The following is a 14,852-nucleotide window of genomic DNA, read 5'->3' on the forward strand; positions in this document are numbered from 1 at the left end:
GCCGGGGCCGCCACGCGGCTCAGCCCGCGTCGGCCCAGGACCGCACGACCGCGACGTCGAGCGGGAAGTCCAGCGGGAAGCCCCCGAACAGCAGCCGCCCGGCCGTTGCCGCGGCGGCGCGGACCTCGCCGGCCACCCGGTCGGCGAGGTCCGCCGGCGTGTGCACGACCACCTCGTCGTGCAGGAAGAACACCAGGTGGGGGCGCTGGTGCACCGACCCCTCCCCCAGGCGCCACAGCCGGTTGCGCAGGTCGGCGAGCCAGCACAGCGCCCACTCCGCGCCGGTGCCCTGGACGACGAAGTTGCGGGTGAACCGGCCCCACGCGCGGCGGGCCCGGTCGGAGTCGCGGCCGCCGGGCTCGGGCGCCTCGCCGAGGTCGGCCGAGCGCTCCGCCCACGCGGCGCCGGGCAGCGGGGAGCCGCGGCCGAGCAGCGTCTGCACGACCGCGCCGCGCTCGCCGGCCCGCGCCGCGTCCTCCACCAGGCCGATCGCCCGCGGGTAGCGGCGGGCCAGCCGCGGCATCATCCGCCCGCTCTCGCCGCGGGTGCCGCCGTACAGCGCGCCGAGCACCCCGACCTTCGCCTCGGCGCGGGTGGCGACCACGCCGGCGGCGACCATCCCGGCGTAGAGGTCGCGGTCGCGGGCCGCCTCGGCGAGCGCGGCGTCGCGGCTCATCCCGGCGAGCACCCGCGGCTCGAGCTGGGCGACGTCGGCCACGACCAGCGACCACCCGTCGTCGGCCACGGCCGCGGGGCGCACCTGTACCGGCACCGACAGGGCGCCCCCGCCGTGCGAGGCCCAGCGGCCGGTGACCACCCCGCCGGGCAGGAACACCGGCCGGAACCGCCCGTCGCGCACCCAGGTGTCCAGCCACGCCCAGCCGTTGGCCGCGAGCAGCCGGGCCAGCCGCTTGTACTCCAGCAGCGGCGGCACCACGGGGTGGTCGATGCGCTCCAGCGTCCAGGAGCGGGTGTCCTCGACGGGGAGGCCGGCCGTCTGCAGCGCGCGCAGCACCGCGGCCGGGGAGTCGGGGTTGAGGTCGGGGGCGCGCAGCGCGGCGCGCACCTCGCCGGCCAGCCGCTCCAGCACCGGCGGCCGCAGCCCGGCCGGCGGGCGGTCGCCGAGCAGGCCGGTGAGCAGCCGGGCGTGCTCGTCGGCGCGCCAGGGCAGGCCGGCCCAGGTCATCTCCGCAGCGGCCAGCGCGCCGGAGGACTCGGCGGCGGCGAGCAGGCCGAGCCGGCCCCCGTGCGCCGACGCGGCGAGGGCGGCCGACTGGCGGCGCAGCTCGGCGGCCGGGTCGAGCCGGTCGGCCGGGTCCTCGAGCGGGAACAGCGCCGGGTCGCCGCCGGCGCGGGGCTCCAGCGCCGCCCAGCCCGCCGCGTCGCCGCCGGCGAGCAGCGCCGGGTCGGCCAGCGGCGAGCGGCGCAGCAGGGCGCCGGTCAGCCGCAGGTCGGTGCAGCGCTCCACCCGCACGCCGGCGTCGAGCAGCGCCGGGTACCAGCGCGTCGTGTCGTCCCAGACCCAGCGGACCGTGCCCCCGCCCTCCCGGGCGGCGACCCAGGACGGCAGCTCGTCGGCGGGCACCCGGGTGGCGGGGCCGGGGGTGCCGTCGGGCGCGCAGTCGACGGCGACGGCGTCCCCGCCGTCGCGGCGCAGCAGCACCCGGTCCACCGCCCCAGTCTCGCCGAGGACACCGACGCCGCCGGGGAGGCGGCGGGCACACTGGGAGGCGTGCCCGCCGTCCCCGCCGCCCTGCGCCGGGGTGTGGTGCGCCTGCTCAACACCTCAGGCGGGCGGGTGCTGGTGCTCGCCGGCGAGGTCGACGCCGCCGCCGTCGAGGCGTTCTGGCGCTGCTACGGCCGGGAGCCGGTGCGGGTCGACGTCGTCGACGCCCGCTCGGTGACCGCGCTGTCGCCGTCGGGCCGCGAGCTGCTCACCGACACCCTCGACCGGGCGGAGTGGACCGGGCGGCCGGTGGCGCTGCGCCCCTCCCCCGCCGTCAGCCGCGCGCTGCCGGCGCGCTGACCTGCGCGCCGGACCCCTCCGCGGCCCGCATCGCCGCCAGGTGCGCGTGCACGAGCGTCACCACCAGGGCGCCCTCGCCCACCGCCGAGGCCACCCGCTTGACCGAGCCGGCCCGCACGTCGCCAGCGGCGAACACCCCGGGCGTGCTGGTCTCCAGCGGCGCGGGCGGGCGCTCGAGCGGCCAGGCGGGCGTGACGCCGTCGGCGAGCAGCGCGCTGCCGGTGAGCAGGAAGCCCCAGCGGTCGCGGGCGAGCGTGCCGGCGAGCCAGTCCGTGCGCGGCTCGCTGCCGATGAGGACGAACAGCACGCCCTCCTCCGTCGTCTCCTCACCGCTGTCGAGGTCGCGCAGCACCACCGACTCGAGGAAGTCGGTGCCGCTGCCGCCGGTCACCTGCACCCGGTAGCGGATGTCGACGCGGGGCAGTGCCTCCAGCTCGCGGATCAGGTAGTCCGACATCGTCTCGGTGAGCGTGGCCCGCCGGACGAGCACGGTGACCCGGTCCGCGTAGCCGGCCAGGTAGACCGCCGCCTGCCCGGCGGAGTTGCCCCCGCCGACGACGAACACGTGCCGGCCGCGCATCGCCGGCGCCTCGGTGACCGCCGCGCCGTAGAAGACGCCCCGCCCGGTCAGCGCCTCGAGCTCGGGCACCCCGAGCCGGCGCCAGCTCGCGCCGGTGGCCACCACCACGGTGCGCGCGCACGCCGTCGTCCCGTCGCTGAGCGCGACGCGGTGCAGCCCGTCGGCGGTGGTCTCCAGCCCGCTGCCCTGGCGCATGAAGTGGAACCGGGCGCCGAAGGCCCACGCCTGCTGGTAGGCGCTGAAGGCCAGCCGGCTGCCGCTGATCCCGGTGGGGAACCCGGGGTAGTTGCGGATCAGCGAGCTGGTGCCGGCCTGCCCGCCGATCGCCTCGCCCTCCACCACCAGCGTCGACAGGCCCTCCGAGGCGGCGTACACGCTCGCGCCGAGGCCGGCCGGGCCGGACCCGAGCACGAGGACGTCGGAGACGACGTCGGCGTCCAGCGGCGTGAACAGGCCGAAGGCGTCGGCGATCTCGAGGTCGGTGGGGTCCTGCAGGACGACCGGCTCGCGGGTGAACCGGATGCTCACCACCGGCAGCCTCGGCTCGGTGAGACCGAGCGCGGCCAGCGCCTCGGTGCCGGCCCGGGAGCCGGCGTCGAGGAAGCCGAGCGGGATGCGGTTGCGGGAGAAGCTGTCCCGCAGCTGCTGCGAGCGCGGCGACCACTGCTCGCCGATCACCCGCACCGCCTGGAACCCGCCGGACCTCCGCGAGGACCACTCCTCGAGCACCTCGGTGACCAGCCGGTGGAACTCCTCGTCGCCGCGGACCTGCGGCGCGGTGAGCCAGCGGTCGAGCTGCCCGACGGTCAGCGCGTCGAAGATCGGCCGCGCGGTGTCCCAGGCGCCCCACCGGACCAGCGCGACCGAGACCGCGCCGGGCGTGCGCGTGTGCAGGGCGCGCAGCTCGGCGAGGCCGTCGGGGTCGGCGTCGCCGAACCCGCCGAGGAGGACGGCGACCGGCGGCCCGTCGCCGGTCAGCGTCGCGGCGGCCTCCTCCGGGGAGGCGCAGGAGCGCACCTCGTAGTCGCCGCCGTAGCGCCGGGTCAGCTCGGCGGTGGTGGTGCCGCGGACGTCGTTGTCGCGGGTGACGACGAGCAGGCAGGCCTCGCGCTCGCCGCTCACGGCCGGTGCCTCCCCGGTGCGGGCGCCAGGCGCCAGCCGGCGGCGCCGGTCCCCGCGATGGCGGCGGCGACGACGACCAGCGCCCACGCCGAGGGCCGGTCCCACCCGACGTCGCCGGCGTGCACCGCCACGACCGCCAGGACCAGGACGCCGAAGACGGTGTAGGCGACGGCGGCGGTCCGCAGCCGCTCGAGGTCGCCGGCGAGCGCGGCCAGCGCGGTGGCGACGCCGAAGGCGATCAGCCAGGCGCCGACCACCCGCGCGGTGAACGGGGTCAGCGGCCAGGGCCACAGCGCCGTGGTGTCGGCGGGGGCGACCGACAGCAGCGCACCCACGGCGAGCAGCACGACCGACTCCGCGCCGAGGCCGGCCCGAAGCGGGACCGGGACCGGCGCGCGGCGCGGCGGGTCGGTGCCCGGCGCGCGCTCCTGCAGCACGAGGACGACGGCCATCGCCACCGGGATGAGGACGTAGACGCCGGTCCAGAACCAGGCGGCGCCGCGGGCGAGCAGCGGCGCGTCGGCGAACTCCGGCTGCAGGTGCAGGCGGTCGAGGTGCACGAGCGTGGCGACCAGGGTCAGCAGCGTGAAGACCAGGATCGTCAGCACCGCCACCCGGCTGCGCGCCCACACCGGGTCGCGCAGCGACAGCAGCACCAGGGTGAACCCGGCGGCGTAGCCCGCGCCGAGGAAGGCGGCGGTGGCCGGCGGGGCGATGGTCCAGGCGAACACGTCCGCCGTCCGGCCGGGCTGGACGAGCAGGGCGAGGACGGCCAGCGCGGTCAGCACGCAGAACACCCGGAGCAGGGCGCGCATGGCGGGGAGCAGCTCGCGGCGGCGGTCGGCCGCCGGGCGCACGGTGGTGGTGGCTGGGTCCACCAGGACCTCCGACGTCGGTGCCTCCCCGTGCGGCGCCCATTGGAGCACCGCCGCGCGCGGCTGTCACCGGCATTCCGGACGCCCGCCCGCGCCACGCCGGGGCGGACACGCGCGACCCCGCCGGGCCTGTCGGCGCGACCGCCCCCGGCCCTAGGCTCCGGGTCCCGGGAGCGGCCGCGGGGCCGCCCGTCGCGGGAGGCGCCATGACCGGGCCCGGTCCCGACCCGGCCGCACCGATCGGCACGCCGGACCGCCGGCTGCGGGTCTTCGTGTCCTCGACGCTCACCGAGCTCGCCGCCGAGCGGGCCGCCGTCCGGGCCGCGGTCACCTCGCTGCGGCTGACCCCGGTGATGTTCGAGCTGGGCGCCCGCCCGCATCCCCCGCGCGACCTCTACCGCGCCTACCTGCGGCAGAGCGACGTCTTCGTCGGCCTGTACGGCGACAGCTACGGCTGGGTGGCGCCCGGGATGGCGGTGTCGGGGATCGAGGACGAGTTCGACCTGTCCGACGGGCTGCCGCGGCTGCTGTACGTGCGCGACCCGGCACCCGGCCGCGACCCCCGGCTGGCCGCGCTGGTCGAGCGGATGCAGGCCACCGGCGGGGCCTCGACGGTGCCGTTCGGCGACCCCGCGCGGCTCGGCGAGCAGGTCGCCGACGACCTCGCCGTCCTGCTCACCGAGCGCTTCGCGGCCCGCCCGGCGCCCGGGGCGCCGGTGCCCGGGCTCGCCCCGGGGTGGCTGCCGGAGCCGCCGACGCCGCTGGTCGACCGCGGGACGGAGCTCGCCCTGCTCACCGGGCTGCTGCGGGCTCCGGAGGTGCGGCTGGTGACGCTCACCGGCCCGGGCGGGATCGGCAAGACGCGGCTGGCGCTGGCCGGCGCCGGGGCGGTGCGGGCGGAGCGGGACGGCGTCTGGTTCGTCGACCTGGCGCCGGTCCGGGACGCCGCCGGGGTGCCGGTCGCCGTCGCCGGGGTCCTCGGGGTGCGGCCGGAGGGCGCCCGCCCGCTGGTCGACGTCGTCGCCGAGCGGCTCGCGGGGGTGTCGGCGCTGCTCGTGCTCGACAACGCCGAGCAGGTGTCCGGCGTCGCGCCGGTCCTCGCCGCGCTGCTGGAGCGCTGCCCGCGGCTGGACCTGCTGGTGACCAGCCGCAGCGTGCTCGGCCTGCGCGGCGAGACCGACGTGCCGCTGCAGCCGCTCCCGGTGCCCGCGCCCGGCGCCCCGGACCCGGCGGCGCCGGCGGTGGAGCTGTTCACCGCCCGCGCCCGGGCCGCCGACCCCTCGTTCACCGCCGAGGGCGAGGACGCGGCCGCCGTCGGCGAGCTGGTGCGCCGGCTGGAGGGGCTGCCGCTGGCGATCGAGCTGGCCGCGGCGCGGGTGCGGGTGCTGCCGCCGCGGGCGCTGCTGCGCCGGCTGCGCAGCGCGCTGGACCTGCGGGCGCCGGTGGCCGACCTGCCCGACCGCCAGCGCACCCTGCGGGCCACCCTGGAGTGGAGCCACGAGCTGCTCGGCGCCGAGGAGCGGCTGGTGCTGGCCCGGCTGTCGGTGTGCACCGGCGGCTGCACGCTGGACACCGCCGAGGCGGTCGCCGCGGTGGACGGCGACGTCGACGTCGTGGAGGCGCTGTCGGCGCTGGTGGCGCAGAGCCTCGTCGCCCCCGGGGACGCCGCCGACGGCGAGCCGCGGTTCCGCATGCTCGACGTGGTGCGCGCCTTCGCCGCCGAGCGGCTGCGCGAGCTCCGGGAGGAGGACGCGGCCCGCGAGCGGCTGGCCCGCCACCTCACCGGCGTGGCCGAGTCGGCGGCCGCCGGGCTGGCCGGGCGGGACCGGGCGACGTGGCTGGCCCGCCTGGAGGCCGAGGCCGACGACCTCGAGGCCACGCTGGAGTGGGCGGTGGCCGCCGACCGCGCCGAGCTCGTCGTCGGCCTGGCCGCGCCGCTGGCCCGGTGGTGGTGGGCGCGCGGCCGGCTCGCGGCCATGTCCGACCTCGCCGACCGCACGGCCGCGCTGCCCTCGGCCCGCCGGCTCTCCCCCGCCGCGGCGGCGTCGCTGCGCTGGGCCTGCGGCAGCACCGCGATCGCGATGGGGCGGCCGGCGGACGCCGTGCCGCAGCTGACCGGGCTGGTGGCCGAGGCGCGCGAGCTGGGCGACCCGTGGCTGCTCGCCCAGGGCCTGACGCTGCTGGCGATGACCCGCCCGCCGGAGGACCCGTCGCTGCGCCCGCAGCTGGAGGAGGCCGAGGCCGCGGCGCGGGCCAGCGGCGACCCGTGGGCGGTCGGCTTCACGCTCGTGCCGCTCGGCGACGTCGACCTGCTGGCCGGCGACGTGCCCGCCGCGACCACCCGGCACACCGAGGCACTGGCGGCCGCGCGGGCGAGCCGCGACGACCACCTCGCCGCCGCCGTCCTGGACCAGCTCGGCCTCGACGCGCTGCTGGGCGGCGACCCGGACGGCGCCGCGGCACACCTGCGGGAGGCCGCCGCGCTGCACCGGGCGCTCGCCGACCGGGAGGGCCTCGCGAACTGCCTGGAGGCGCTGGCCGGGGTGGCGCTGCTGACCGGCCGGCCGGAGGAGGCGGCCCGCCTCGCGGGCTCCGCCGACGCGACCCGGCGGCTGCTGGGCCTGCGGGTGTGGCCGTTCCTGCGCCCGCTGGCCGCGCAGCTCGCCGCGGCCGTGGACGCCGCGCTGGGCCCGGAGCGGGCCGCCGCCGAGCGGGCGGCCGGGGCCCGGCGGGACGGGTGGGCGGCGCTGGAGGACGCGCTGGGGGGCAGTGGCTGAGGACACGGTGCGGTCCACCGCCCGTTCACCCGGACGTGTCCGCGGCGCAACCTGCCGCGGGGAGCGTGGGACGCGGCCGAGACGACGACGTCCCCACCCCGAGGTCCCCCTGGAGACGCCATGACCCCGCCGATGACCCAGCACGCCACCCCCGTGACCCGAGCCCGCGCCCTGCTGCGCCGGCTCGACGCCTACACGCTCGAGGTGTTCAACCCGGGCGCGCCCTACCGCCCCCGCCGCGACCGGGGCTGACCGCCCTCAGGGGCGCGTGCGCAGCCCCCGGAAGGCCGTCGTCACCAGCGCGTCGGCGAGGTCGTCGGCCGAGAGGCTGCCGCCGGGCCGGTACCACTCGGTGAGCGAGTTGACCGTGCCGAACAGCAGCCGGCTGGTGACGGCGGGGTCGACGTCGGGTCGCACGTCGCCCTCCTCCTCGGCGGCGCGGACCAGGTCGGTGACGACCCGGTCGAACTCCCGCCGCCGGGCGAGGGCCGCCTCCTCGACCGCGGAGTTGCCGCGCACCCGCAGCAGCAGGGTGACGAACGGCAGCTCCGCGGCGAGCACCCGGACTGAGCCGCGCACCACGTGCTCCAGCCGGTCGATGGCCCGCCCGGTGACCGCCCCCGGCTCCGCGGTGACCGCGAACAGCGCGTCCAGCGCCCGGTCCAGCGCCATCCGCAGCAGCTCGACCTTGCTCGGCACGTGGTGGTAGATCGCCGACTTGGTGACCCCGAGCCGCGCGGCCAGCTCCTCCATGCTCGTGGCGTCGTAGCCGCGCTCGTTGAACACCGCGACGGCGACGTCGAGCAGGCTGTCGAGCGAGTGCCCGGGCCGTCCCCGGCGGACCCGCACCTGCGTCACGCGCGCTCCCGCCGGTCGGTCATCCGCTGCAGCTTGCCCATGGAGCGGGGCAGCGTCTCGGGGTCGACGACGAGCACCTCGATGCTCGTGCCGACGGTGTCCTTGACGCCCGTCGTCACCTCGGCGGCGGCCTGCTCGCGGCGCTCGGGCGGGCAGTCCGGGCGGGCCTCCACGCGCACCACGAGGTGGTCCATCCGCCCGCGGGTGGTGAGCTCCATCGCGAAGTGCGGCGCGAGCCCCGGCGTGCGCAGCACGACCTCCTCGATCTGCGTCGGGAAGAGGTTCACCCCGCGCAGGATGATCATGTCGTCGGTGCGGCCGGTGACCTTTTCCATGCGGCGCATGCCCGGGCGCGCGGTGCCGGGCAGCAGCCGGGTGAGGTCGCGGGTGCGGTAGCGCACGACCGGCATCGCCTCCTTGGTGAGCGAGGTGAACACCAGCTCGCCCACCTCGCCCTCGGGCAGCACCTCGCCGGTGATCGGGTCGATGACCTCCGGGTAGAAGTGGTCCTCCCACACGTGCAGGCCGTCCTTGGTCTCCACGCACTCCTGCGCCACGCCCGGGCCCATGACCTCCGACAGCCCGTAGATGTCGACGGCCTGGATGTCGAGCCGCTCCTCCATCTCCCGGCGCATCTGCTCCGTCCACGGCTCGGCGCCGAAGATGCCGATCTGCAGGCTGGAGGCACGCGGGTCGAGGCCCTGCTTCTCGAACTCGTCGATCACGGTGAGCATGTAGCTGGGCGTCACCATGATCACGCGGGGCGCGAAGTCGGTGATCAGCTGCACCTGGCGGGGCGTCATGCCGCCGGACACGGGGACCACGGTGCAGCCCAGCGCCTCGGCGCCGTAGTGGGCGCCCAGACCGCCGGTGAACAGGCCGTACCCGTAGGCGTTGTGCAGGACGTCGCCGGGCCGCCCGCCGGCGGCGCGGATGGACCGCGCCATGACGGCGCCCCAGGTCTCCAGGTCGCGCCCGGTGTAGCCGACGACGGTCGGCCGGCCGGTGGTGCCGCTCGAGGCGTGCACGCGGCGCACCTGCTCGCGCGGGACGGCGAACATGCCGAAGGGGTAGTTCTCCCGCAGGTCGGCCTTGCTCGTGGTGGGGAACCGCGCGAGGTCGGCGAGCTCGCGGCAGTCGTCGGGGTGGACGCCGGCCTCGTCGAACGCGCGCCGGTAGTGCGGCACGTTGGCGTAGGCGTGCCGCAGCGACTCCCGCAGCCGCTCGAGCTGCACCGCCCGCAGCTCGTCGACGCCCATGCGCTCGGCCGGGTCGAGGGTGGCGGGGTCGGGGGCCTCGCCCAGCCGCCGCAGATCGCCGGTCGCCGTCGTCATGCCTGCCTCCTCGTCGGCCTAGCACCGATCGCGCCGCTTGTGTCGTGCAGCACGCTGCGGCACACTATTACCGACCGCACGGTCAGTAAATAGCTCGAGGGGAGACCCGATGTCCGCGCCGACGCTCGACCGGCCCGCGGTGGACGAGACCGCCCTGCAGGCCCAGTTCGACGCCACGATCGCGGCCGACCACCGCGTCGAGCCGCGCGACTGGATGCCCGAGGGCTACCGGAAGACGCTGGTGCGCCAGATCGCCCAGCACGCGCACTCGGAGATCATCGGGATGCAGCCCGAGGGCGACTGGCTGCTGGCCGCCCCGAGCCTGCGCCGCAAGGCGGTGCTGCTGGCCAAGGTCCAGGACGAGGCCGGCCACGGGCTGTACCTGTACTCCGCGGCCGAGACGCTGGGCGCCGACCGGGCCGACCTCACCGACAAGCTCATCGAGGGCCGGCAGAAGTACAGCTCGATCTTCAACTACCCGACGCTCACCTACGCCGACGTCGGCGTCATCGGCTGGCTGGTCGACGGCGCGGCCATCTGCAACCAGGTGCCGCTGTGCCGCTCCTCCTACGGGCCCTACGCCCGGGCGATGATCCGCGTCTGCAAGGAGGAGTCGTTCCACCAGCGGCAGGGCTACGAGCTGCTGATGACGATGATGCGCGGCACCCCCGAGCAGCGGGCCATGGTGCAGGACGCCGTCGACCGCTGGTGGTGGCCCTCGCTGATGATGTTCGGCCCGCCCGACGACGACAGCCCCAACTCGGCGCAGTCGATGGCGTGGGGCATCAAGCGGCACAGCAACGACGAGCTGCGGCAGCGCTACGTAGACATGTCGGTGCCGCAGGCGCAGGTGCTCGGCGTGACGCTGCCCGACCCCGACCTGCGGTGGGACGAGGAGTCGGGGCACTGGCGCTCCGGCCCCATCGACTGGGCGGAGTTCAAGCGGGTGATCTCCGGGGAGGGCCCGTGCAACGCCGAGCGGATCGCCCGCCGCCGCGCGGCCCGCGACGACAACGCCTGGGTGACCGAGGCCGCGACGGCCTACGCCGCGAAGCACGCCGAGGGGCACGCGGGGGCCGTCGCGTGAGCACCGACGTCACCGCCGAGGGCGGGCACGGCGCCGTCCCCACCGGACCCGAGGTGCCGGTCGAGCCGCGCCCGCGCGCGGTGAGGCGGGACTGGCCGCTGTACGAGGTGTTCGTGCGCGGCAAGCGCGGCTTGAACCACGTGCACGTCGGCTCGCTGCACGCGCCCGACGACGAGATGGCCGTGCACGCGGCCCGCGACCTCTACACGCGGCGCAACGAGGGCGTGAGCATCTGGGTGGTGAAGGCGGCCGACATCACCGCGTCGAGCCCCGACGAGAAGGACCCGATGTTCGCCCCGAGCGGCGACAAGGTCTACCGCCACCCGACGTTCTACGAGATCCCGGAGAACGTCCCCCACATGTGAGCGGGCCCTGTTGGCCTTTGTAGCGCTATTGGCCCCAGGGAGGGCAGGCATGCACGAGGAGACCGTCTACGACGCGCTGACCAACGCGCACGACGACGCCGGGCACTGGGCGTTCGGCACCGGCTTCGACGAGCCGCTGGCCGGCGTCGACACCACCGTCCCCGACGGCGTCGACCCCGCCGACCTCGGCGTCTACTGCCTGATGCTCGGCGACGACGCCCTCGTGCTCGCGCAGCGGCTCACGCAGTGGATGACCAACGCGCCGGAGCTCGAGGAGGAGGTCGCCCTCGGCAACACCGGCCTGGACCTGCTCGGCCAGGCCCGGCTGCTGCTGGCCCGCGCGGGCTCGGCCGGCGTCCTCGGCCGCTCACGGTCGCTGGCGACGGCGTCGATCCCCGACGAGGACGCGCTCGCCTACTTCCGCGACGCCGACGAGTTCCGCAACACCGGCCTGGTGGCGGCCGAGAACGGCGACTTCGCGCGGACGATGGTGCGGCTGCTGGTCGCGTCCACCGTGCGGCTGGCCGTGTTCGCCCGGCTGCGGGAGTCCCGCGACCCGGTGCTCGCGGCCATCGCCGCCAAGGGCGTGCACGAGCTGGCCTACCACCGCGACCACGCCGCCCGCTGGGTGCTGCGCCTGGGCGACGGCACGCCCGAGTCGCACCGCCGCGCGCAGGACGGCGTCGCCGCGGTCTGGCCGCTGATGGCCGACCTGTTCACCGCCACCGACGTCGAGGCCCGGCTGGTCGCCGCGGGCGTCGCCGTCGACCCGGCCGCCGTCCGCGACGAGGTGCGCGAGGTGCTCACCACCGTGCTGGAGCGGGCCACCCTGACCGTGCCGCCGTGGCCGGACGACGTCGCCCCGCGCGGCCGGGAGGGGCGGCACGGCGAGGAGCTGACGGCGCTGCTCGCGACGCTCCAGGGCCTGGCGCGCCAGCACCCGGCGGCGACCTGGTGAGCGCCGTGATCGCCGACCCGCGCGCCGTCGCGGAGACCGTCACCGACCCCGAGCTGCCGGCGCTGACGCTCGCCGACCTGGGCGTGCTCCGCGACGTCCGGGTGCACGACGGCACCGTCGTCGTCGACATCACCCCCACCTACTCCGGCTGCCCGGCGATGGGCGTCATGCGCGCCGACCTGCTGCACGCGCTGCACTCGGCCGGGTTCGACGACGTCGAGGTGCGCACCGTCCTGTCGCCGGCCTGGTCCACCGACTGGATCAGCGACGACGGCCGCCGCAAGCTCGCCGAGGCCGGCATCGCCCCGCCGGGCCCCGCCCCCGAGCGCACCGCCGGGCCCGTGCCGCTGCAGCTCGGGCCTCCCCGCCGGACGGCGTCCTGCCCGCTGTGCGGGTCGGCCGACACCGAGCAGATCAGCGAGTTCGGGGCGACGGCGTGCAAGGCGCTGCGCCAGTGCCGCAGCTGCCGGGAGCCGTTCGAGCACGTGAAGGAGATCTGATGAGCGCGCCCCCGCGCCGCCGGCCGCAGTTCCACCCGCTGACCGTCGCCGGCGTCGAGCGGCTCACCGACGACGCCGTCGCCGTCACCTTCGACGTGCCCACCGAGCTGGCCGAGGACTACGCCTTCCGGCCCGGGCAGGCGCTGACGCTCCGGCGGGTGGACGGCGACCGCGACGAGCGCCGCTCTTACTCCATCTGCGCGCCGGTGGGCGCCGCGCCGCGGGTCGGCGTCCGCGAGGTGCCCGGCGGCTTCTTCTCCTCCTGGCTGGTGCACGAGGTGCGCCCGGGCGACGCCATCGAGGTGCTGCCGCCGTCGGGGACCTTCACCGCCGACCTGTCGACGCCGGCCGACCACGTCTTCGTCGTCGCCGGCTCCGGCATCACGCCCGCGCTGTCGCTGGCGAGCACGGTGCTGCGCGACGGCGAGTCGACCGTCACCGTCTTCTACGGCAACCGCCGCACCAACACCGTCATGTTCGCCGACGAGCTCGCCGACCTGAAGGACGCCCACGGCCCCCGGCTGCAACTGGTGCACGTGCTCTCCCGCGAGCCGCGCGACGCCGAGCTGACCAGCGGCCGGCTCGACGGCGACCGGCTGCGCAGCCTGGTGTCGAACCTGGTCGAGGTGGAGCGGGTGGACCACTGGTGGCTGTGCGGGCCGCACGGGATGGTCACCGACGCCCGCGCGCTGCTGGCCGAGCTCGGCGTCCCGGCCGAGCGGGTGCACCAGGAGCTGTTCTTCGTCGACGACGTCCCGCCGGAGCCGGTGCGCGGCGACGACCGGACGGTCGAGGGGCCGAGCAGCCAGGTGACCGTCGTCCTCGACGGGCGGTCCACCACGCTGGCGCTGCCGCGGGGGGAGACCGTGCTCGACTCCGCCCAGCGGGTGCGCTCGGACCTGCCGTTCGCCTGCAAGGGCGGCGTGTGCGGCACCTGCCGCGCGCGGGTCACCGACGGCGAGGTGGAGATGCGGCGCAACTACGCGCTGGAGCCGCGCGAGGTCGAGGCCGGGTACGTGCTCACGTGCCAGACGCTGCCGCGTTCCGACGCCGTCACCGTCGACTTCGACGCCTGAGGCCGTGCGGCCGCCCGCCGTCGGCGACGTCGCCGTGCTCGACGTCGTCGTCACCGGGGCGATGACGGTCGACTTCGACCGGCTGGGCCCGGTGCACCCCGTCTACGCCACGTACTCCATGGCGAAGCACTTCGAGGAGGCCGGCCGGGTGCTCCTGCTGCGTCACCTGGAACCGGGCGAGGCGGCGGTCGGCACGGCGGTGTCGGTGGAGCACCTGGCGCCGGCCTGGCCCGGCGACCGGGTGCGGGTGACCGCCACGTGCACCGCGGTGGAGGGCAACCGGGTCACCTGCGCCTGCCGGGCGGAGGACGCGGCGGGCCGGGAGCTCGGCCGCGGCACCACCGGGCAGGCGGTGCTGGCCGAGGAGGTCCTCGCCGCCCGCCTCACCCGGCCGCCGGGCTAGCGGTCGCCGCGCACCACGTGGACGGCGGCCTCCTCGGCGGAGGCCGCGCCGCCGTCGATGCCGAGGTCGTCGGCCAGGAGCTCGTCCTCGCCGTCGACCACGCCGTCGTCGTCGAGGTCGGCCAGCCGGCCGGCGCGGGCGTCGCCCACCTCGTCGTCGCGCAGCTCGCCGTCGCCGCCGGCGAGGTCGCCGAGCTCGTCCCCGTCGTCGTCCCCGGAGCCGTCGGGCAGCTCGCGGGCGAGCCGGCCGTCGAGGCCCTCGCCGGAGGCCTCCTCGCGGTCGGTGGTGCCCCACTCCTGCACGCCCCAGGGCCGCTCGGGCGGGGACCAGCCGGTGTCGAGCGGGTCGTCGCCGTCCTCCAGCGTGTCCTCCCGCTCGAGCAGACCGGTGGCCTCCTCGGGGTCGGTGCCGTCGGTGCCGTAGCTCTCGCGGTCCACGCCTGTCTCCTCGGGGTGCGGTCGGGACGGACGGCGCTGTCCGGGGCGCCCACCCTGCCACGCGCGGTGCCGCCCACGGGAGGCCCGTCGCACTCACCCGACCTCGCCGCGCGGTGTCCGACCTCGCGCTGCGGGGCGAGGTCGGGCACCACGGCGCGAGGCCGGGTGAGGGCGGTGTGACGGAGCGAGCAGCCCCGCATGCGGCACCGACCGCGCCCGCGGCCGGACACTGGAGGCGAGCCCACCTCCCAGGAGACCCCGTGGACACGTCGCTGACCGAACTGCACGAGCACTACGCCCGGCGGGTCGAAGCCGCCGTCGCCGAGGACCGGATGGACCTCGTGCGGGAGCTGTACGAGGACTACTTCGACGAGGCGCTGCGCCGCCTGCTGGCGACGACCGCCACCGCCTGAACCGCCGCCTGACCCGGCGGCGGCGGGCCGCCTGAGCCGCC

The 14,852-nt window shown here is 77.0% G+C and carries 16 protein-coding genes; 10 read left to right on the top strand and 6 right to left on the bottom strand.

What is annotated here, in order from left to right; genetic code table 11:
- Window positions 1-19: 19 nt before the first annotated feature.
- Entirely contained in the window at window positions 20-1,672 is a 1,653-nt protein-coding gene (locus ACI78R_RS10295; RefSeq protein WP_457040644.1) for a bifunctional 3'-5' exonuclease/DNA polymerase, read from the bottom strand.
- 60 nt (window positions 1,673-1,732) lie between these two features.
- Here ACI78R_RS10295 and ACI78R_RS10300 point away from each other — a divergent pair, with 60 nt between their 5' ends.
- A complete protein-coding gene (locus ACI78R_RS10300; RefSeq protein ID WP_073420021.1) occupies window positions 1,733-2,026 on the top strand; it encodes a hypothetical protein in 294 nt (97 codons plus the stop codon).
- Here ACI78R_RS10300 and ACI78R_RS10305 read toward each other — a convergent pair.
- Window positions 2,001-3,728, bottom strand: coding sequence for an FAD-dependent oxidoreductase (locus ACI78R_RS10305; protein ID WP_457040645.1), 1,728 nt, complete (start codon window positions 3,726-3,728; stop codon window positions 2,001-2,003). The genes ACI78R_RS10300 and ACI78R_RS10305 overlap by 26 nt on opposite strands.
- On the bottom strand, window positions 3,725-4,606 hold the full coding sequence (locus ACI78R_RS10310; RefSeq protein WP_457040646.1) for a hypothetical protein: 882 nt from the start codon (window positions 4,604-4,606) through the stop codon (window positions 3,725-3,727). The genes ACI78R_RS10305 and ACI78R_RS10310 overlap by 4 nt, the downstream gene beginning before the upstream one ends.
- A gap of 203 nt (window positions 4,607-4,809) precedes the next feature.
- On the opposite strand from ACI78R_RS10310, the gene ACI78R_RS10315 reads away from it, so the two are divergent.
- Both ACI78R_RS10315 and ACI78R_RS10320 read left to right on the top strand, forming a co-directional pair.
- Window positions 4,810-7,380, top strand: coding sequence for an ATP-binding protein (locus ACI78R_RS10315; RefSeq protein ID WP_457040647.1), 2,571 nt, complete (start codon window positions 4,810-4,812; stop codon window positions 7,378-7,380).
- A 120-nt stretch (window positions 7,381-7,500) separates the two neighbouring features.
- On the top strand, window positions 7,501-7,632 hold the full coding sequence (locus ACI78R_RS10320) for a hypothetical protein (RefSeq protein WP_281248075.1): 132 nt from the start codon (window positions 7,501-7,503) through the stop codon (window positions 7,630-7,632).
- Window positions 7,633-7,638: 6 nt separating this feature from the next.
- Here the strand turns inward: ACI78R_RS10320 and ACI78R_RS10325 are convergent, their stop codons facing one another.
- Window positions 7,639-8,238, bottom strand: coding sequence for a TetR/AcrR family transcriptional regulator (locus tag ACI78R_RS10325; RefSeq protein WP_336027024.1), 600 nt, complete (start codon window positions 8,236-8,238; stop codon window positions 7,639-7,641).
- Window positions 8,235-9,572: a phenylacetate--CoA ligase PaaK gene (paaK, locus tag ACI78R_RS10330; protein ID WP_457040648.1), complete on the bottom strand. Its 1,338-nt coding sequence runs from the start codon at window positions 9,570-9,572 to the stop codon at window positions 8,235-8,237. Before paaK ends, ACI78R_RS10325 begins: the two co-directional genes overlap by 4 nt.
- A gap of 109 nt (window positions 9,573-9,681) precedes the next feature.
- Here paaK and paaA point away from each other — a divergent pair, with 109 nt between their 5' ends.
- The 6 genes from paaA to ACI78R_RS10360 are packed head-to-tail and all read left to right on the top strand — an operon-like array spanning window position 9,682 to window position 13,961.
- Window positions 9,682-10,659 carry a 1,2-phenylacetyl-CoA epoxidase subunit PaaA gene (gene paaA / locus ACI78R_RS10335; protein ID WP_457040649.1) on the top strand — a complete coding sequence of 326 codons (978 nt, stop codon included), beginning with the start codon at window positions 9,682-9,684 and terminating at the stop codon, window positions 10,657-10,659.
- Entirely contained in the window at window positions 10,656-11,024 is a 369-nt protein-coding gene (gene paaB / locus ACI78R_RS10340; protein WP_342742277.1) for a 1,2-phenylacetyl-CoA epoxidase subunit PaaB, read from the top strand. The genes paaA and paaB overlap by 4 nt, the downstream gene beginning before the upstream one ends.
- Before the next feature lie 49 nt (window positions 11,025-11,073).
- Window positions 11,074-11,982: a 1,2-phenylacetyl-CoA epoxidase subunit PaaC gene (gene paaC / locus ACI78R_RS10345; RefSeq protein WP_457040650.1), complete on the top strand. Its 909-nt coding sequence runs from the start codon at window positions 11,074-11,076 to the stop codon at window positions 11,980-11,982.
- Window positions 11,979-12,482 carry a 1,2-phenylacetyl-CoA epoxidase subunit PaaD gene (gene paaD, locus ACI78R_RS10350; RefSeq protein ID WP_457040651.1) on the top strand — a complete coding sequence of 168 codons (504 nt, stop codon included), beginning with the start codon at window positions 11,979-11,981 and terminating at the stop codon, window positions 12,480-12,482. The genes paaC and paaD overlap by 4 nt, the downstream gene beginning before the upstream one ends.
- Window positions 12,482-13,558, top strand: coding sequence for a 1,2-phenylacetyl-CoA epoxidase subunit PaaE (gene paaE, locus ACI78R_RS10355; protein WP_457040652.1), 1,077 nt, complete (start codon window positions 12,482-12,484; stop codon window positions 13,556-13,558). Before paaD ends, paaE begins: the two co-directional genes overlap by 1 nt.
- A gap of 4 nt (window positions 13,559-13,562) precedes the next feature.
- On the top strand, window positions 13,563-13,961 hold the full coding sequence (locus tag ACI78R_RS10360) for a thioesterase family protein (protein ID WP_457040653.1): 399 nt from the start codon (window positions 13,563-13,565) through the stop codon (window positions 13,959-13,961).
- Here ACI78R_RS10360 and ACI78R_RS10365 read toward each other — a convergent pair.
- Window positions 13,958-14,398 (bottom strand): DUF5709 domain-containing protein, encoded by a 441-nt coding sequence (locus tag ACI78R_RS10365; RefSeq protein WP_073420029.1) that lies wholly within the window; start codon window positions 14,396-14,398, stop codon window positions 13,958-13,960. The genes ACI78R_RS10360 and ACI78R_RS10365 overlap by 4 nt on opposite strands.
- Before the next feature lie 260 nt (window positions 14,399-14,658).
- On the opposite strand from ACI78R_RS10365, the gene ACI78R_RS10370 reads away from it, so the two are divergent.
- Window positions 14,659-14,811, top strand: a complete 153-nt coding sequence (locus ACI78R_RS10370) for a hypothetical protein (RefSeq protein ID WP_175562833.1) — start codon at window positions 14,659-14,661, stop codon at window positions 14,809-14,811.
- Window positions 14,812-14,852: the final 41 nt, after the last annotated feature.

It is taken from the genome of Geodermatophilus sp. SYSU D01106, assembly GCF_054049995.1.